Origin of the sequence: Streptomyces sp. NBC_01171 (genome assembly GCF_045039805.1) — a bacterium.
Taxonomy (GTDB): domain Bacteria; phylum Actinomycetota; class Actinomycetes; order Streptomycetales; family Streptomycetaceae; genus Streptomyces.
In genome coordinates this window covers 682,819-700,500 of record NZ_CP108609.1, presented here as the reverse complement: position 1 = coordinate 700,500, position 17,682 = coordinate 682,819, and the positions used below count along the sequence as shown (strand labels likewise).

Genomic DNA, 17,682 nt, shown 5'->3' with positions numbered 1-17,682 from the left:
GCGGGTGCTCCTCTTCGCCGTACGGCAGGGTGACGGCGCCCGGCTGCCCCGAGATGACCGGTTTGTCGCGCCGTAATCCACCGTGCCGCATCCCCGCCCGGCGCGCGAGACATCGGCCGCCGGGCGGGGAAGGCAGGATCATCCGCTGCTGTCCGCTCAGCGCGCCACGCTGAGCGACAGCGCGAAGCGGTCCTCGGAGTCGGTCCACCAGTGGGTCAACTCCAGGCCCGCCTTCTCCAGTTCGGCGCCGACACCCTCCCGGCGGAACTTCGCCGAGACCTCGGTGCGCAACTCCTCACCGGCCGCGAAGTCCACGACCATGCCGAGCGCCGGGATCTTCACCGTCTGCGCGGTACGCGAGCGCAGCCGCATCTCGATCCACTCCCGCTCCGGGTCCCAGCGGGCCACATGGTCGAACGCGTCCGGGTCGAAGTCGGCGCCCAGCTCGCGGTCGACCACGCTGAGCACGTTCTTGTTGAACGCGGCCGTCACCCCGGACGCGTCGTCGTACGCCCGGACCAGCACCGCCTCGTCCTTCACCAGGTCGGTGCCGAGCAGCAGCCCGTCGCCCGGCGCCAGCATGGCGCGCACGGTCGCCAGGAACTCGGACCGCTCGGCGGGCAGCAGGTTGCCCAGCGTGCCGCCGAGGAAGGCGACCAGCCGGGGACCGGGAGTCTTCGGCAGCGTCATCGGCGCGGTGAAGTCCGCGATCAGCGCGTGCACCGCGAGACCGGGCCGCTCCTCGGTGAGCGCCCGCCCTGCCTGCACCAGCGCGCTCTCGCTGACGTCGACGGGGACGTACGCCTCCAGCGAGGTCAGGGCGTCGATGAGATGGCGGGTCTTGGCGGAGGAGCCCGACCCCAGCTCGATCAGGGTGCGGGCGCCGCTGGCCGCGGCGATCTCACCGGAGCGGGTCTGGAGGATCTCCCGCTCGGCACGGGTCGGGTAGTACTCGGGCAGCTCCGTGATCCGCTCGAACAGTTCGCTGCCGCGCGCGTCGTAGAACCACTTGGGCGGCAGGGTCTTGGGATCGGCGGACAGGCCCTCGAGGACGTCGGCGCGCAACGCGGCGTCGGTCGCGTCCTCGGGGAGGGTGCGGGTCACGTGCAGGCTCACGTGCAGGGCTCCTTCGGGGGCATGGACACGAGGTCCTCGACGGGGTCGAGCCGCACCTCGGTACGGCTCGCGGTGACCACGGTGCGGTCGGGGACCTCCCGCCACAGCGGTTCGTCGTCGTACGGCTCGGAGGCGACGATCACGGCACGTCCCGGTTCCGCGCGGTACCAGAGGCTGTCGCCCCAGGTGGTCGCGGTGACGGTCTCGCCGTCGGTCAGCAGCAGGTTGAGACGGGAGGCGGGCGCGGCCTCGGCCAGTTGGCGGACCGTCGCGGCGAGGGCGTGTTCCGGCGCCTCGCCCGACCTGAGCCGGTGCAGGACCAGCGCCCAGACGAACGCCGAGTCGGTGCGCGCCTGGAGCGACAGCACATCGACCGGGGGCAGCAGGGAGACCAGCGGGGCGGCCGAGTCGGGCCAGCCGGCGACCGCCCCGTTGTGGCTGAACAGCCACCGCCCCGAGGCGAACGGCGCCGCCGCTGCCTCGGCGTCCGCCCCCGTCAGCGTGGCGTCGCGCACGGCGGCCAGTACCGCGCCCGAGCGGACCACGCGGGCCAGGTCCAGCAGCGACTGGTCCGCCCAGATCGGCCCGGAGCGCCGGTAGCGGGCCGGCACCGGGTCGCCGTCCGCGTACCAGCCGACCCCGAAGCCGTCGGCGTTCACCGTGCCGTTGCGCTGGCGCCGGGGCGCCCAGGACTGCCGGTACAGGCTGTGCGGCGGGTCCAGCAGCAGGTGCTTCAGCGGCTGCTCGGGGCCCAGATAGGCCAGGTGGCGGCACATCAGGCGGACTCCGAGCGGGCGGTGCGGAACCCGGCGAAGATCTGCCGCCTGATCGGATAGTCCCAGTTGCGGAACGTGCCCCGGCAGGCCACCGCGTCCACGGCGAACGAACCGCCGCGCATCACCTTGTACTCCGGGCCGAAGAACACCTCCGAGTACTCCCGGTACGGGAACGCGGCGAACCCCGGATACGGCTCGAGGTCGCTCGACGTCCACTCCCAGACGTCCCCGATCAACTGCCGTACCCCGAGCGGTGATGCACCGGCCGGGTAGCTGCCGACGGGGGCGGGGGAGAGGTGCCGTTGGCCCAGGTTGGCGTGCTCCGGGCCCGGGTCGGCGTCGCCCCACGGGTAGCGGGTGGAGCGGCCGGTGACCGGGTCGTGCCGGGCCGCCTTCTCCCACTCCGCCTCGGTGGGCAACCTGCGCCCGGCCCAGCGGGCGTACGCGTCCGCCTCGTACCAGCACACGTGCAGCACCGGTTCCTCGGGCGGCACCACCTCGGTGACCCCGAACCGGCGCCGCAGCCACTGGCCGCCCTCCCGGCGCCAGTACAGCGGCGCCTTGAGGGAGTTGCGGCGTACGTGCGCCCAGCCCTCCGGGGTCCACCAGCGCTCGGTGTCGTAGCCGCCGTCCGCGATGAACGCCTGGTAGGCCGCGTTCGTCACCGGCACCGTGTCGATCCAGTACGGCGCCACCTCCCGTACGTGCGCCGGGCGTTCGTTGTCCAGCGCCCAGGGCTCGGTGGAGGTGCCCATGGTGAACGGGCCGCCCGGCACCAGGACTTCCGCCGGGCCGGTGTAGGGCGGCACCGGTTCGTGGCCGGGCGCGGTCAGTGCGGCCGGCCCGGTGCGGAGCTGATGGGTGATCAGCATCGTCTCGTCGTGCTGCTGCTCGTGCTGGGCGATCATCCCGAAGGCGAACCCGGCCTCGGTGAGCCGGTTGCCGCCCTGGAAGTCGGCACCCTCCAGCAGGTCCAGCGCCCGCCCGCGCACCTCGGCCGCGTACTTCCGCGCCTCCTCGGGCGGGAGCAGTGGCAGCGAGGGGCGTTCGGAGCGCGGATGCTCGAAGGCGTCGTACAACACGTCGATGTCGGGCCGCATCGCCTCCCGGCCGCCGACGTTGCGCAGCAGCCACAGCTCCTCCTGGTTGCCGATGTGCGCGAGATCCCACACCAGGGGCGACATCAGCGGAGAGTGCTGGGCGGTGAGGTCCGGGTCCTCGACACAGCTCGTCAGCAGGGTGGTGCGGTCGCGGGCGGTGACCAGCGAGGCGAGCAGCCGTTCGCGCAGCGTCTCGGTGCCGGCCGCCGTCGTCCCGCTCTCCTGGGCGGTCATGAGCGGATGTCCTTCCTCGCGTGGGCGCGCGGGTCCGTGGCGCCGGCGCCGGCCAGCAGGTCGTCGGCCGGGCAGCGGCCCCGCAGGACGTAACGGTCCAGATACCCCGCCACCGCGTCCGACACCTCGGACGTGGCACCGAGCCGGGGCAGCGCCGCCAGCGCCGCCGTGAAGCAGGCGGTGGCGGCCTCCCGCAGCCCCGGATCGGCGAGGCCGAGCCGGGCCGCGTCCGACCACAGCGGGTTGTGCGGGGCGGGCCGGTCCAGCGCGCGCTCGGTCAGCGGCTTCACCGCCCGGTGCGCGGCCTCCGCCGCCTCCGGGTCGTCGAAGAGGGCCGCCGTCACCGCGAGCGGCACGATCCAGCCGTCGTCACCGGGCTGCGCGTCGATCATCCGCAGCTCCAGATGACCGCGCGGCCGCACCGGCGGGAACAGCGTGGTCAGGTGGTAGTCGAGATCCGCCCGGCTGGGCGGGCGGGGGGTCCGCGACCGGGTCCACTCGCGGAAGGTCAGCTCCTCCGGCACGTCCCAGGGGCCCTCGTCGCGGCGGACGCACATCACCGGGGAGTCCAGCACGTGCCGGGCCCAGTCGGCCCGTGGTTCGCCGTCGGTCGGGGGAGCCCCGGCCCGGCCGGGGCCGATCTCCATCCAGTGGAGCTGCCGGGTGGAGCGCCAGCCGGTGGGCCGGCGTGATGTCAGCGGGGAGTTGGCGAACGCGGCCACCAGGACCGCGCCGAGCTGGTGGGCCAGCCACCAGCGCCGTTCGTAGCCCAGCGGGCCCGGCTCCTCGTACCCGGCGTCCACGCAGACCTGCACGGAGGCCGAGGAGCACATCATGTGGCGGCCGGCCCGGCCGGTGTGGTCCAGGCACGCCTCCATGGCGTCGTAGCGGGGTTCGTGGAGGAAGCGGCGGGGCTCCTGCCAGGGATCGTGGCCCACACCGAGGAGGGCCAGACCGTGCCCGGCGAGGACCTTGCGGACCGCGGTCAGGTCGGCGGAGACGGAGGTGACGCACTCCGTCAGGGAGGCGGCGGGCAGCGAGCTGAGCTCCAACTGGCCGCCGGGCTCGACCGTGAGCGGTGAGTCCAGGGGGACGGTGCGCACGGCCGCGTGGGCCGCTTCGAGCCGTTCGGGCGGTACGGGGAGCCAGGGCCGCTCCGGGTCACGGACCAGCCACTCCACCTCCACCCCGAGGGTGCGGGGCGGGCCGGTCTTGAAGCAGATGCCCCGGATCAGGGCGTCCACCTCGGCCTCGGTGACCGCCGCGCGGTGCCGGGTGCAGTCGTGTTTCGTGCAGTGGTGCTCCGTACAGTCACCACTCGGTGCGTCAGACATGTCGGGTTTCTCCTGGGATTCCAGCGTGCCGACGGAGCCCGGCCAGGGGTGTACCGGGCAGAGACGCGTTCCACCCAAGACCCTCGCACCGAATCACACAAGAGCGCCCGATGGGACGTCCGGGATCGTTCATCTCCGTCTCCTCGCGCGTTTCCTCCCGTACCGGGTGACCGGTTCCGGGCGCCTTCGCGGCACCCCACCAGCATTACCCCCGGGGCGCGTGGGGGCGCGGTGGGGAGAGCGCCGGTCGGTGGCGGTTCGGGCAGCTCAGGAGGGGTCGGGCGGTCGGGGCGGGTCTGCTCCGACCGGGTGAGTGTGCAGAAGGCCCGCCCCGGCGGGGGCGGGCCTTCTGCGGCGGTCAGGTCCAGCCGTAGCGCTCGTACAGCCGCTGCCGGACCAGGTTGAAGCGCATCCGGTCCAGCGCGCACGCCTCCCGGCGCATGCCGTCGTCGTGCAGCCGCAGCACCCGCTCCACGGAGACCCAGGAGTCGCGGCCGGTGCGGTCCCAGGGGCCCTGGCCTATCGCCACCCACTCCCGCTCGCCGTCGTGCTCCTTGCTGGACAACTGGACGGCGAGGAAGGTGCCGGTGGCCTCCCGGGCGACGACCAGCACCGGGCGGTCCTTGCCCCGGCCGTCGTTCTCCTCGAACGGCACCCAGGTCCAGACGATCTCGCCCGGATCGGGGTCGCCGTCACGCTCGGGCGTGTACTCGGTGCGCACCGGGCCGACGCGGCGCGGGTCCGCCTGGGTGGTGGCGTGGGGGCCGAAGCGGCCGGGAACGTTCTCATCGCTGTACGTGCTCACGCCGTGCACCCTAATGGCCGGCCAACGGCCCTCCGGACCTCGGGGTTTGCTCCGCTCGGTCGGTGAGCAGCCGCTCCAGCCAGCCCAGTTGGGCGGCGCGAGCGGCCTTCGAGACGGCCGCCTCGGGCGCGAAGGCGTCGAAGCCGTGGAAGCCGCCCGGCCAGACGTGGAGTTCGGCCACCCCGCCGCTCCGCCAGATCCGGGAGGCGTACTCCACCACCTCGTCCCGGAACGTCTCCGCCGACCCCACGTCGAGGAAGGCGGGGGGCAGCCCGGACAGATCCGTGGCGCGGGCCGGGGCTGCGTACGGGGAGACGTCCGGGCCGCCCCGGCGCTCGCTCAGCAGGGCGTTCCAGCCGGTCTCGTTGGCGGTGCGGTCCCAGACGCCGACGCCCGCCATCTGGTGGCTGGAGGGAGTGTCGTTGCGGTCGTCCAGCATCGGGTACCTGAGCAACTGGCCGAGCACGGGCGGCCCTTGGCGGTCCCGCAGCATCAGGGCCACGGCGGCCGCCAGACCGCCGCCCGCGCTGGCGCCCGCGAGGACGATGCGCTCCGGGTCGCCGCCCAGCTCCTTCGCGTGCTCCGCCGTCCACAGCAGTCCGGCGTACACGTCCTCCACCGGCGCCGGATGCGGATGCTCGGGGGCGAGCCGGTACTCCACGGAGACGACCACCGCGCCGCCCAGGTCCAGCGCGAGGGACAGGGCCGCGTCCACGCCCGCGCGGTTGGTGCCGAGGATCATGCCGCCGCCGTGCACGTAGTAGATCACCGGCAGCCGGGCACCGGGCGCGGCGTCGGCGGGGCGGCAGATGTACAGGGAGACGTCCGGCGCGCCCGGCGGGCCCGGCACCTCGCGGTCCTCGACCTCGAAGGCGCCGTCCATGGTGAGGTCCAGCGAGCCGAACACCTCCATGGCCGCGTCCTCCCGGGCCGCCTCGATCCCGTCCGGGGTCAGGCCCGGCTCCATCACGTCCTTGAGCGGTTCCAGAGCGGCGGCGAGTTCCGGGTCGAACGGAGGCGGATCCATGGTCATGATCGTGCCCCTTCCCTCGCTCGCGGGCGATTCACTCCTTCAGGATCGGTCCGCGGGCGTTCCGGCGCAGGTTCCCGGCGCGTCCTTGTGCCCCGCTTGACTTCGAGAGCACTCCAATTCGTAGCGTTCCGGGCATGAGCACTCCTGCACAGCACAAGATCGGTTCGGGTTTCGGCGCGGACAGCACCGCCGACGAGGTCCTGCGGGGCATCGACCTCACGGGCAAGCTGGCGATCGTGACCGGCGGCTACTCGGGGCTCGGCCTGGAGACCACCCGCGCGCTGGCCAAGGCCGGCGCCCATGCCGTCGTCCCGGCCCGGCGTCCCGAGGTGGCCCGACAGGAGCTGGCCGGGATCGAGAACGTGGAGGTGGACGAGCTGGACCTCGGCGACCTGGACAGCGTGCGCGACTTCGCCGAGCGGTTCCTGGCCTCCGGCCGCACCATCGACTTCCTCATCGACAACGCCGGGATCATGGCCTGCCCGGAAACCCGGGTCGGACCCGGCTGGGAGACGCAGTTCGCCACCAACCACCTCGGCCACTACGCCCTCGCCAACCGGCTCTGGCCGGCGCTCGCGGCCGGTGACGGCGCCCGTGTCGTCTCGGTGTCCTCGCGCGGCCACCACCTCTCCCCGATCCGCTGGGAAGACGTCCAGTGGACCGAGGGCTACGACAAGTGGCAGGCGTACGGGCAGGCCAAGACGGCCAACGCGCTGTTCGCCCTCCAGCTCGACACCCTGGGCCGGGACGCCGGTGTCCGGGCCTTCTCCCTCCACCCCGGCGGCATCATGACCCCGCTCCAGCGGCACCTGCCCAAGGAGGAGATGGTCGAGCGCGGCTGGATCGACGAGCAGGGCAACCCGCTGAACCCGGCCGGCTTCAAGACCCCGGAGCAGGGCGCCGCCACCCAGGTCTGGGCCGCGACCTCCCCCCAGCTCGACGGCCTGGGCGGCCTGTACCTGGAGGACTGCGACATCGCGGAGCCCGCCCCCGAGGACGGCGCCTGGACCGGCGTCAAGGACTGGGCGACCGACCCGGAGCAGGCGGCCCGCCTGTGGACCCTGTCGGCTGAGCTGACGGGTGTGGACGCGTTCGCGAAGTAGGTTCCGCGCACGCGCCGAGGGCCGGAGTCCGGTGGACTCCGGCCCTCGGCGCTGCGAAGGTCAGGCGGCGATGACGTCGCCCACGGTGCCGTGGAGGCGGGTGACGACCTCGGTGAGCTGGCCGGCGACCTCGGCGTCGTCGGACGGGTGGGTCTCGGCGAAGCGGGTCAGGGAGCCGGGGATGGAGAGCTTGATGTCCTCGATCACCTTGCCGCCCGCGATGCCCACGGCCTTGCGGGTGTCGTCCTGCGCCCACACGCCACCGTACTGGCCGAAGGCGGTGCCGATGACGGCGACGGGCTTGCCACCGAAGGCGCCGGCGCCGTACGGGCGGGACAGCCAGTCGATGGCGTTCTTCAGCACGGCCGGCATCGTGCCGTTGTACTCGGGGGAGAAGACGAGGAACGCGTCGGCGGCCTGGGCGGCGGCACGCAGCTCGGCGGCGGCGGCCGGGACCTGGCCCTCGACGTCGGTGTCCTCGTTGTAGAACGGCACGTCGGCCAGACCCTCGTAGATCACGACCTCGGCGCCCTCGGGGGCGAGCTTGGCGGCCGCCTCGGCGAGCTGGCGGTTGTGCGAACCGGCGCGGAGGCTGCCGACGAGCGCGAGGATGCGAACGGACATGAGGTACTCCAAGGGGTGGTGAAACACGCTGGAAACGATCCGGACCGGGGTCCGTTTAATTTTCTACCACCCTAACCGGACCGGGGTCCAGTTTTGTTCCCCATGCTTTACGCTGTCTTCATGTCCAGCGCTCTGCCGCCCTGCCCGCAGCCTCAGGAGCCCGTCGACACACCCCGTTTGCTGGAGGTCGGCACGGGCCCCGAGGAGCCGTGCCTGCGCGCCGACGCCGCCCGCAACCGGGCCCGGCTGCTGGAGGCCGCCACCCGGCTGATCGCCGAGCACGGGGTGGCCGGGGTGACCATGGAGGCCGTCGCCACCGCGGCCAAGGTCGGCAAGGGCACCGTCTTCCGCCGCTTCGGCGACCGCACCGGACTCCTCACCGCCCTCCTGGACCACTCCTCCGCCCGGCTCCAGGCCGACTTCCTCGCCGGCCCGCCTCCGCTGGGCCCCGGCGCACCCCCGCGCGAGCGGCTGCACGCCTTCGGCGTCGCCGTGCTCCACCTCTGCGCCGACCAGCTCGACCTGCAACTGGCCGCGCTGCCCGAGCCCACCCGGCGCCACCTGCACCCCTCGACCCAGGCCATGCGCGCCCACCTGCTTGTCCTGCTGCGGCAGTTGCTGCCCGGCGAGGACTGCGAACTCCTCGCCCCGGTCCTGCTCGCCTACCTCGACCCGGCCCTCATCCACCACCTGACCCGCCAGCTCGGCATGCCGATGGCACGGCTGGAAGCGGGCTGGTGCGATCTGGTCGACCGGATCACCGGTGCCCCGCCCACGGCTCGTGTCCCCCGAACATCGCCGACAGCCGCTCCGGCGCGTCCGGCTGGAACAGCATCCCGCCCATGAGGGCCGAGTCCGCGGCCGAGTGCTCGGCGCGCGGGAACATCCGCTCCTCGTAGGCGGCGAGCGCGGCCTCGGTGTCGCCGGGGTGGGCGAGGAGCGCGCGGGCCAGGTCGGCGCCGTCGATCAGTGCCAGGTTGGCGCCCTCGCCGGCGAACGGGGACATCAGGTGGGCCGCGTCGCCGAGCAGGGTGACGCCCGGCGTGCGCGGCCAGCGGTGGCCGACCGGGAGGGCGTGGATGCGGCGGGGCACCAGCGGGCCGTCCGCGTCCGCCACCAGGGCGCGGAGGCTCTCCGCCCAGCCGTCGAACTCCTTGAGGACCGCCCGCGCGGCCGCCTCGGTGTCCGTGAAGTCGATGCCGTCCAGCCACTCCTCCGGGGACTCGACGGCCGCGTACACGTGCAGGCTGCCGTCCGGCTCCCGGTGGGCGAGGAAGCCCCGGCCGTCGCCGAGGGCGAACAGCATTCCGCCGCCGACCACTTCGGCGCTCACCGGGTGCCGGGTGTCGGCCGAGACGAGGTCGGCCTCGACGAAGGACATCCCGGTGTAGGCGGGGACCGCGTCCGACAGCAGCGGACGTATCCGCGACCAGGCGCCGTCCGCGCCGATGAGCAGATCCGTGGTGAAGGCGGTGCCGTCGGCGAGCGTCACCTCGTGCCGCCCGCCGTCCAGCGCACGTGCGCCGGTCACCTTGGCGCCCCAGCGGATGAGCCCCTCGGGCAGTGACTCCAGCAGCAGCGCGCGCAGTTCGCCCCGGTCGATCTCGGGGCGGCCGCCCGTGCCGTCGTCCGCCTGCGACCAGTGCGGCGCGGCGTACCGGTCGAGGACGCGGGTGGCCTGGCCGCCCGCGTGGACCCGTGCGAGGAAGGCCTCGTGCAGTCCGGCCGCGCGCAGCGCCTCCTGCCCGGTGTCGTCGTGGATGTCGAGCATCCCGCCCTGCGTGCGCGCGGCTGCCGAGGGGTCGAGGTCGAACACCGCCGCCTCGACGCCGTGCGCGTACAGCACCCGCGCGAGCGTGAGCCCGCCCAGTCCGGCGCCGATGACGGCTATCGGATGGTGGGGGAGCGGGGTGGTGGTTTCGGTCATGGCAGTCTCCTGGTGGCTCATTCGGGTACGGCGGTCCGCTCGATGCCGTTGATCAAGGTCTGGAAGGCCCACGAGAGCCGGTTCTCGGGCGTGCCCGAGAGCAGCAGGCCGGCGCTGCCCGCGATGTGCGGGTGGGTCCGGTCGGACACCTCGCGCAGGACGCCGATCAGGTTCCGCCAGTCGTCCGCCGGCTCCTCGCCGGCGTGCTCCGCGGCGGTCGCGGTGGCGTGCTGGAGCAGCAGGTCCACGCCCCAGGCCGCCCGCTCGCGCGGCACCCCGCCCTCGGCGAGCAGGCCGAGCAGGGTCTCGATCAGGTTCAGGTAGTGCGGCCCGCTCGGCCGCGCGGTCAGCGCGGAGCGCGCCAGCTCGGGGTGGGCCAGCAGCATCGCCGTACAGGACGTGAGCACCTGCTCCAGGCGCTCGCGCCAGGTGCCTTCGGCGGGGACGGGCGGGAGGGTGCCGAGCAGTTCGTCCAGGACGGCCGCGTGCAGCTCGTGGGTGTTACGGACGTAGACGTAGAGCGAGGCGGGGCCGGTGTCGAGTTCCTGCGCCAGCCGCCGCATGGTGACCTTGCGCAGCCCCTCGGCGCGCAGGACCGCCAGCGCGGCGGCCACGATGCCCTCCCGGGTGAGGGCGGGCTTGGCGGGACGCTCCCTGCGGGAGCCGGGGGGAGGTGGTGTCATGGCCCGACAGTAACGAACATGTTCGCTTCGAACAAGTTCGTGGCGAACATGTTCGTCATGGATCTCGTGCATCCCGCTTTCGTCCGGTCCTGTACGACCTCGCCCCGCCCGAAGCCGACCCCGCCGCCTCTGCCAGGATGCGCTCTGTCATGGTGCAGATACCGAACACGCCCACGAGCGCCGACGTCGCCCGCCTGGCGGGCGTCTCGCGCGCGACCGTGTCCTACGTCCTCAACGACACCGACGCCGTACGGATCAGCGAGCCCACCCGCCGCCGCGTCCACGCCGCCGCCCGCGAACTCGGGTACGTGCCGCACGCCGCCGCCCGCACCCTGCGCGCCGGACACAGCCGGATGGTTCTGATGCCCGCCCCGGCCGTCTCGATGGGCCCCCTCCACCACCGCTTCCTCGGTGAACTCCAGGCCGCCCTCGGCCGGCTCGACTACACCGTCGTCCAGCACGGCGCCCTCGGCCAGGGCGACGAAGCCGCCCGCGCCTGGGCCGAGTTACGCCCCGTCGCCGTCCTCGCCCCCGGTTCCGGGCTCGGGCCGCACGGTGTCGCGGTGCTCAAGCGGGCCGGGGCCCGCGCCGTGGTGACCCTCGGCCCCGCGCGCGTCGAGGGCGCGCACGCCCTGCTGATGGACCACACGGTCGTCGGCCACCGCGCCGGTGCCCACCTCTACGACCGGGGGCGCCGCCGCATCGGCGTGATCCTCCCCGAGGAACCCGGCCTGGAGTTCTTCTCCCACCCCCGCCTCACCGGCGTCCGCCGCGCCCTCACCGGCACCGACGCGACCGTGACCGGGCTGCCCCTCGCGTACACGGAACGGGCGGCCAGTGAACTGGCCGCCCGTCTGCCCGAGTTGAACCTCGATGCCGTCTTCGCCTACAACGACGAGTACGCGATGCTCCTGATGCGCGCCCTGAAGGACGCGAGTCTGCGCGTCCCGCAGGACATCGCCGTGGTCGGCGCCGACGACCTGATGCTCGGCCGCCTGCTACGGCCCCGGCTCAGCACCGTCCGCCTCGAACTGCCCTCCGGTCGCGAACTCGCCGAACTGGTCGACCACGCCGTACGCCACCCCGGCGCCGAACCCGCGGTCCGCACCGTGCTGGACGCCACGCTGATCCACCGGGCGTCGAGTTGACTCACTCGCCGCCGGGCTGCTGACCCTGGCCCTGGCTCTCCTGGGCCGCGATGTCCTTGCGGACCTCGTTCATGTCCAGCTTGCGGGCCTGGTCGATGACGTCCGTGAGCGCGGGCTCGGGCAGCGCGCCTGGCTGCGCGAAGATCGCCACCTGGTCGCGGACGATCATCAGCGTGGGAATCGACTGGATGCCGAACGCCTGCGCCAGCTCCGGCTGGGCCTCGGTGTCGACCTTGGCGAACACCAGGTCGGGGTTCGCCTCGGCCGCCTTCTCGTACACCGGTGCGAACTGCTTGCACGGTCCGCACCAGTCCGCCCAGAAATCGATGAGGACGAACTCGTTGTCCGCCACCGTCTGGTCGAAGTTCTCCTTGGTCAGCTCCACGGTGCCGCTCATGGTGTGATCCCTCTTCCTGGTGTGGAGGTAGTGCCACCGGCGGAAACATGCCCGCCAGGGTGCCTATTCCGGGCCGTAGTGCCCCGTCTTCCCCGCATCGGTCCCCTACAGCTTCCTCTCAAGGAAACCTTTCGGCATTCCCGCGCCCCGGACCCCGCGTGTGGCCCCCGGGAGGCCCACGCACCACACTGGCCGCATGACGGAAACGGAAACCATCGCGTACGACGTCGTGGTGCTCGGGGCCGGGCCCGTGGGGGAGAACGCCGCCGACCGCACCCACGCGGCCGGGCTCAGCACCGCGATCGTGGAGAGCGAGCTGGTGGGCGGCGAGTGCTCGTACTGGGCCTGCATGCCCAGCAAGGCGCTGCTCAGGCCGGTCATCGCCCAGGCCGACGCCCGCCGCCTCCCCGGCCTCGCCCCCGCCAACCAAGGCCCCCTCGACGCCACGGCGGTGCTCGCCCGCCGCGACGACTTCGCCTCGCACTGGAAGGACGACGGCCAGGCCGCGTGGCTGGACAGCGCCGGCGTCGCCCTCCACCGGGGCCACGGCCGCCTCGCCGGGCCCCGCACGGTCACGGTCACCGCCGAGGACGGCACGGTCACCACGCTCACCGCCCGGCAGGCGGTCGTCGTCGCCACCGGCACCCGTGCCCAGCTCCCCGACCTGCCCGGGCTCGACGAAGTGCGGCCCTGGACCAGCCGGGAGGCGACCAGCGCGCAGACGGTGCCGGGCCGGCTGATCGTGGTCGGCGGCGGCGTCGTCGCCACCGAGATGGCCACCGCCTGGCAGGCGCTCGGCTCGCGGGTCACGTTGCTGGTCCGGGGCAAGGGCCTGCTCAGCCGGATGGAGCCGTTCGCCGGGGAACTGGTCGCGCAGGCGCTCACCGAGGCGGGCGTGGACGTGCGCACCGGCACCTCCGTCGAGTCCGTCAGCCGCGAGAACGGCACCGTCGTGGCCGTCACCGGCGACGGCGAGCGCATCGAGGCCGACGAGATCCTCTTCGCCACCGGCCGCGCCCCGCAGACCGACGACATCGGCCTGGACACCGTCGGCTTCGAACCCGGCTCCTGGCTGGAGGTGGACGACACCCTCCAGGTCCCAGGCACCGACTGGCTCTACGCGGTCGGCGACGTCAACCACCGGGCGCTCCTCACTCACCAGGGCAAGTACCAGGCCAGGATCGCGGGCGCCGTCATCACAGGCCGCGCCTCCGGCACCCCGCTGGACGACGCCCCCTGGGGGCCCCACGCGGCGACCGCCGACCACTACGCCGTACCCCAGGTCGTCTTCACCGACCCCGAGGCCGCCGCCGTCGGGCTCTCCCTCGCTGAGGCGGAGCAGGCCGGGCACCGAGTCCGGGCGGTCGACGTCGACTTCGGCTCGGTCGCGGGGGCGAGCCTGTACGGCGACGGCTACAAGGGGCGGGCCCGCATGGTGGTCGACCTGGACGAGGAGATCCTGCGCGGGGTCACCTTCGTCGGGCCGGGGGTCGGGGAACTCGTCCAGTCGGCGACCGTCGCCGTCGCCGGGCAGGTACCGCTGGACCGGCTGTGGCACGTGGTGCCGGCGTTCCCGACGCTCAGCGAGGTGTGGCTGCGGCTGCTGGAGACTTACCGGGACAACTGAGCTTGCTTTCAGGGGAGTTCGAAGCCCAGTGCCTCGGCCGCGGCCTCCGGTGAGGGCTGCGCCCAGCGGGCCGCCACCGCCTCGTTGGTCGACAGCGAGCGGAGTTCGGCGCGGTCGAGGTACAGGGTGCCGTCGAGATGGTCCGTCTCGTGCTGCACGATCCGGGCGGGCCATCCGGCGACCACCTCGTCCAGTTCCCGCCCGTGCTCGTCCTGCCCGCGCAGCCGGACGCGCGCGGGCCGGGTCACCACGGCCTGCCAGCCGGGCACGCTCAGGCAGCCCTCGAAGAAGGACGCGCTCGCGGCGCCCTCCGCCTCGTAAACGGGGTTGACCAGCACCCGGAAGGGCTGGGGCACCCGGCCCCGGACCGTCGCGATCTCCTCCGGCACCGGTGCCGGGTCCTCGATCACGGCGATCCGCAGTCCCACCCCGACCTGCGGCGCGGCGAGCCCCACACCGGGGGCCGCGTGCATGGTGTCGCGCAGGGCCGCCACGAAGCGGGCCAGCAGCTCGGGCGGGAGCTGGCCGTCGTACGGCTCGGCCGGGTGGCGCAGCACCGGGTGTCCGGCCGCGACGATGGGCAACGGGCCGCCCGCCGCGAGGAGTTCGGCCACCCGCTCGGCCAGGGGGGCGTGATCACTGACAGGTGTCATCGCGCCAGGATGCCACGCCGTCCTGCACGGAAGAGGGGCGCGCCGCACCAACGGCCGGTGCGAAACCGGCCGTTCATACGGCGCGCCCCAACGGGATCATTCCCGCGGGAAATCACCCGCCAGAGCGGCGGCGATCCGCAGATGCGGCGCGGCCTCCTCGTGCCGGGACTGGCGTTCCAGCGTGCGGCCCAGCATCAGCCGGGCGTAGTGCTCCACCGGGTCCCGCTCCACGATGATCCGCAGTTCCGCCTCGGCGCGGTTGAGCTGGGCGGAGTGGTAGTAGGCGCGGGCCAGCAGCAGCCGGGGCGCGGTCTGCTCCGGGACCTCCTCGACCAGCCCGGTGAGCACACGGGCGGCGTTCGTGTACTCCTTGGCGTCGAAGAACATCCCCGCCCGCTCCCAGCGCTCGGCGGCGGTGCCGTGGTCGTAGTACGTGGTGTCCACCTGAGACCTCCTTCGGTGGGTACAGCGCCTCGGGGTTGTTGAATATTCCACCAAAGTTGGGGGTGTCGCCGGAGGCTCCCGCAGAGGCAAGATCGTCGGTGTCCCGCTTGTCCACCGGACCCGGAAGGAACGAACGAGATCATGCGCGTCATCGTGGCCCACGGCCCGCTGGAGGCGATCGGATGACCGGCGCCGATGCCCCCGTACTGGTGCACACCATCGGCCGGGCCGCGCACCTCACGCTGAACCGGCCGGGGGCCCTCAACGCCCTGAACCACACCATGGTCCGGCTCATGGACGAAGCGCTCACCGAGTGGGAGCGGGACCCGACCGTGAAGACGGTGGTCGTCACGGGGGCGGGGGAGCGGGGTCTGTGCGCCGGCGGTGACATCCGTGCCGTCCACGACGACGCCCGCGACGGCGACGGCACCGCTTCGGCGGAGTTCTGGCGCGACGAGTACCGGCTCAACGCCCGGATCGCCCGCTATCCCAAGGCGTACGTGGCCGTGATGGACGGGATCGTGATGGGTGGCGGGGTGGGCATCTCCGCGCACGGCAGCGTCCGGATCGTCACCGAGCGGTCCCGGATCGCCATGCCCGAGACCGGCATCGGCTTCGTGCCCGACGTGGGCGGCACCTACCTCCTGTCACGGGCTCCCGGCGAACTGGGCACCCACCTCGCGCTCACCGGCGCGCAGACCGGGGCGGGGGACGCGCTGCTGTGCGGGCTGGCCGACCATTACGTACCGTCCGCCGCGATCCCGGACCTCGTGGCCGACCTCGACGCACTCGACGTGGAGGAAGCGCTCGCCCGGCACGGCCGTCCGGCGCCGGAGGGCGAGCTGGCGGCCCAGCGGGAGTGGATCGACTCCTGCTACGCCGCCGACACGGTCGAGGAGATCATCGCCAGGCTGCGGGAACACGGCTCACCCGACGCGAAGGCGGCCGCCGACACCCTGCTGACCAGGTCACCCACCGCGCTGAAGATCACCCTGGCCGCCCTCCGCCGCGCCCGCCGGCTCGGGTCCCTGGAGGAGGTTCTCGACCAGGAGTACCGCGTCTCCTGCGCGGCCCTGTCCACCCCCGACCTGGTCGAGGGCGTCCGGGCCCAGATCATCGACAAGGACCGTTCACCGCGCTGGTCGCCCGCGACCCTGGCGGAGGTCTCCGAGGTGGAGCGGTTCTTCGCCCCGCTGGGCGAGCGGGAACTCGGACTGGGGGAGGCCCCTCACTCCGGGTGAGCCACCGCCTTCTTCTGGAGTTCCACCGCCGTCAGCAGGCCGAGGCCCGGCTCGGCCTTCCGCAGGGCCCGCAGGGCGGCCATCGAGGCGATGTCACCGGTGAAGCCGGTGTCGGCCAGCCGGGCGCGGACCCAGCGGGCGCACAGCTCGTCCTCGGAGGCGGCGGCGGTGGACTCCACGAGCGCGACGGCCCGCTCCAAGCCCGGCCGCTCCTCCGGCGGCGCGTCCGCCAGCGCTTGGCGCACCGCCGCCAGCATCGCGTCCGAGTCCTTGAGCGGCAGCACGAAGGCCCGGCCCCTGGTGAGTCCCGAGATTCCCGTCATACGGCCGATCGTGGCGGTCATGTGCCGGTGCTGCCAAGGGACTTGAGGAGAGTCTGAGACTAGGCCCCGGCCTCGGCGGCCAGGTGCTCGGTGTAGAAGGGCACGGCTTCGGCGACGGCCTGGTCCACGAACTTCGGGACGTCGTAGAAGTCCATGTGGGTGCCGCCCTCGACGATGCGGAGCTGCTTGGGGCCGCGGGCGCGGCCGTGGAGTTCGGTGGACATCCACAGGGAGCCGGCGTCGCTGCCCGCCACGATCAGGATCGGCTGGGTGAGGAGGTCCTCGACCATGTGGAAGGCGTCGAAGGTGAAGATGCGCGAGACGCTCTTGGTGAAGAGGAACTTGTTCTTGGCGTTGGGGTGCTGAGCGCGCGGGGTGAGGTAGTAGTCGTGCGCCTCGACCAGGTCGCGGGGGGTGTTCTCGTCCGGCTCGGCCGGGACGTAGGGCAGGTAGGCCGGGTCGGCGCCCTGTGCGGCCTCGGCGGTGCGCTGCTGGGCGAGGGCCTTCAGGGTGGGGACGGCGGCCGCGTCGGAGTCGGTGCCGTACCAGCCGCGGCGGAAGGAGGTGCCGATGTTGACGGCGCTGACGGTGGTGAGGGCCTTGATGCGGTAGTCGGTCATCGCGGCGTTGACGGCGTAGCCGCCGCCCGCGCAGACGCCGAGGGCGCCGATGCGCTCGGGGTCGACGTAGGGAAGGGACTGGAGGTGGTCGACGGCCGCGCGTACGTCCTCGACGCGGGCGTAGGGGTCCTCCAGGTGGTGCGGCTCGCCGCCGCTGTCGCCCTGGAAGGAGGCGTCGAAGGCGAGGGCGACGAAGCCCCGCTCGGCCAGCTTGCCCGCGTACAGGCCGGCGGTCTGTTCTTTGACGCCGCCGCCGGGGTGGACGGCGACGACGGCCGGGTAGCTGCCCTCGGGGTCGAAACCGGCGGGGAGGTAGAGGTTGCCCGCCATGGTGACGGGGCCGTTGGGGAAGGTGATGGCTTCCACGGATCACTCCAGATGTGTACTGCTCAGCCGGTCGGTCCGGCCGATGTCTCCACCCTGCGGGCTCGCGCGCGTGCGTGGCAGATGCTGCTTGTCGGGGGTACTGGCAGCCTCTCCATACCGGCCCGCGC

At 73.1% G+C, this 17,682-nt stretch carries 19 protein-coding genes; 5 read left to right on the top strand and 14 right to left on the bottom strand.

The genetic code is table 11. From position 1 onward, the window contains the following. Positions 1-156 precede the first annotated feature (156 nt). The 6 genes from egtD to OG448_RS03185 form a co-directional block, all read right to left on the bottom strand. Entirely contained in the window at positions 157-1,116 is a 960-nt protein-coding gene (egtD, locus tag OG448_RS03210) for an L-histidine N(alpha)-methyltransferase (RefSeq protein WP_405551407.1), read from the bottom strand. Next, positions 1,113-1,892 (bottom strand): ergothioneine biosynthesis protein EgtC, encoded by a 780-nt coding sequence (gene egtC, locus OG448_RS03205; protein ID WP_405551406.1) that lies wholly within the window; start codon positions 1,890-1,892, stop codon positions 1,113-1,115. The genes egtD and egtC overlap by 4 nt, the downstream gene beginning before the upstream one ends. After that, positions 1,892-3,226, bottom strand: coding sequence for an ergothioneine biosynthesis protein EgtB (gene egtB / locus OG448_RS03200; protein WP_405551405.1), 1,335 nt, complete (start codon positions 3,224-3,226; stop codon positions 1,892-1,894). Before egtB ends, egtC begins: the two co-directional genes overlap by 1 nt. Beyond that, on the bottom strand, positions 3,223-4,560 hold the full coding sequence (gene egtA / locus OG448_RS03195) for an ergothioneine biosynthesis glutamate--cysteine ligase EgtA (RefSeq protein WP_405551404.1): 1,338 nt from the start codon (positions 4,558-4,560) through the stop codon (positions 3,223-3,225). Before egtA ends, egtB begins: the two co-directional genes overlap by 4 nt. A 358-nt stretch (positions 4,561-4,918) precedes the next feature. Beyond that, entirely contained in the window at positions 4,919-5,365 is a 447-nt protein-coding gene (locus tag OG448_RS03190; RefSeq protein ID WP_405551403.1) for a type II toxin-antitoxin system PemK/MazF family toxin, read from the bottom strand. A gap of 10 nt (positions 5,366-5,375) precedes the next feature. After that, positions 5,376-6,398 carry an alpha/beta hydrolase gene (locus OG448_RS03185; protein ID WP_405551402.1) on the bottom strand — a complete coding sequence of 341 codons (1,023 nt, stop codon included), beginning with the start codon at positions 6,396-6,398 and terminating at the stop codon, positions 5,376-5,378. Between the two features lie 134 nt (positions 6,399-6,532). On the opposite strand from OG448_RS03185, the gene OG448_RS03180 reads away from it, so the two are divergent. Continuing rightward, entirely contained in the window at positions 6,533-7,501 is a 969-nt protein-coding gene (locus OG448_RS03180; protein ID WP_405551401.1) for an SDR family NAD(P)-dependent oxidoreductase, read from the top strand. 60 nt (positions 7,502-7,561) lie between these two features. On the opposite strand, the gene OG448_RS03175 is transcribed toward OG448_RS03180, so the two are convergent. Then, positions 7,562-8,125 (bottom strand): NAD(P)H-dependent oxidoreductase, encoded by a 564-nt coding sequence (locus OG448_RS03175; protein WP_401443111.1) that lies wholly within the window; start codon positions 8,123-8,125, stop codon positions 7,562-7,564. 102 nt (positions 8,126-8,227) lie between these two features. Between OG448_RS03175 and OG448_RS03170 the strand changes: the two genes are divergently transcribed. Beyond that, positions 8,228-8,971, top strand: a complete 744-nt coding sequence (locus OG448_RS03170) for a TetR/AcrR family transcriptional regulator (protein WP_405551400.1) — start codon at positions 8,228-8,230, stop codon at positions 8,969-8,971. On the opposite strand, the gene OG448_RS03165 is transcribed toward OG448_RS03170, so the two are convergent. Continuing rightward, entirely contained in the window at positions 8,883-10,052 is a 1,170-nt protein-coding gene (locus OG448_RS03165; RefSeq protein ID WP_405551399.1) for an FAD-dependent oxidoreductase, read from the bottom strand. The two genes, OG448_RS03170 and OG448_RS03165, sit on opposite strands and share 89 nt — an antisense overlap. 17 nt (positions 10,053-10,069) lie before the next feature. Continuing rightward, positions 10,070-10,735: a TetR/AcrR family transcriptional regulator gene (locus OG448_RS03160; protein ID WP_405551398.1), complete on the bottom strand. Its 666-nt coding sequence runs from the start codon at positions 10,733-10,735 to the stop codon at positions 10,070-10,072. A gap of 137 nt (positions 10,736-10,872) precedes the next feature. On the opposite strand from OG448_RS03160, the gene OG448_RS03155 reads away from it, so the two are divergent. Then, a complete protein-coding gene (locus tag OG448_RS03155; RefSeq protein WP_405551397.1) occupies positions 10,873-11,883 on the top strand; it encodes a LacI family DNA-binding transcriptional regulator in 1,011 nt (336 codons plus the stop codon). A gap of 1 nt (position 11,884) precedes the next feature. Here OG448_RS03155 and trxA read toward each other — a convergent pair whose 3' ends face one another. Next, positions 11,885-12,280, bottom strand: coding sequence for a thioredoxin (gene trxA / locus OG448_RS03150; protein WP_405551396.1), 396 nt, complete (start codon positions 12,278-12,280; stop codon positions 11,885-11,887). 196 nt (positions 12,281-12,476) lie between these two features. Between trxA and OG448_RS03145 the strand changes: the two genes are divergently transcribed. Next, positions 12,477-13,907 (top strand): dihydrolipoyl dehydrogenase family protein, encoded by a 1,431-nt coding sequence (locus tag OG448_RS03145; protein WP_405551395.1) that lies wholly within the window; start codon positions 12,477-12,479, stop codon positions 13,905-13,907. 8 nt (positions 13,908-13,915) lie between these two features. On the opposite strand, the gene OG448_RS03140 is transcribed toward OG448_RS03145, so the two are convergent. Both OG448_RS03140 and OG448_RS03135 read right to left on the bottom strand, forming a co-directional pair. Beyond that, the gene (locus OG448_RS03140; RefSeq protein ID WP_405551394.1) at positions 13,916-14,560 is read right to left on the bottom strand and encodes a peptide deformylase; all 645 of its coding nucleotides are present in this window, start codon (positions 14,558-14,560) and stop codon (positions 13,916-13,918) included. A gap of 96 nt (positions 14,561-14,656) precedes the next feature. After that, positions 14,657-15,004, bottom strand: a complete 348-nt coding sequence (locus tag OG448_RS03135; RefSeq protein WP_405551393.1) for a tetratricopeptide repeat protein — start codon at positions 15,002-15,004, stop codon at positions 14,657-14,659. A 182-nt stretch (positions 15,005-15,186) separates the two neighbouring features. Between OG448_RS03135 and OG448_RS03130 the strand changes: the two genes are divergently transcribed. Beyond that, entirely contained in the window at positions 15,187-16,245 is a 1,059-nt protein-coding gene (locus OG448_RS03130) for an enoyl-CoA hydratase/isomerase family protein (RefSeq protein WP_405551392.1), read from the top strand. Here OG448_RS03130 and OG448_RS03125 read toward each other — a convergent pair. Beyond that, positions 16,233-16,589 carry a hypothetical protein gene (locus OG448_RS03125; RefSeq protein WP_405551391.1) on the bottom strand — a complete coding sequence of 119 codons (357 nt, stop codon included), beginning with the start codon at positions 16,587-16,589 and terminating at the stop codon, positions 16,233-16,235. The two genes, OG448_RS03130 and OG448_RS03125, sit on opposite strands and share 13 nt — an antisense overlap. Positions 16,590-16,627: 38 nt before the next feature. Further along, positions 16,628-17,554 carry an alpha/beta hydrolase gene (locus tag OG448_RS03120; RefSeq protein ID WP_405551390.1) on the bottom strand — a complete coding sequence of 309 codons (927 nt, stop codon included), beginning with the start codon at positions 17,552-17,554 and terminating at the stop codon, positions 16,628-16,630. Between the last annotated feature and the right edge of the window lie 128 nt (positions 17,555-17,682).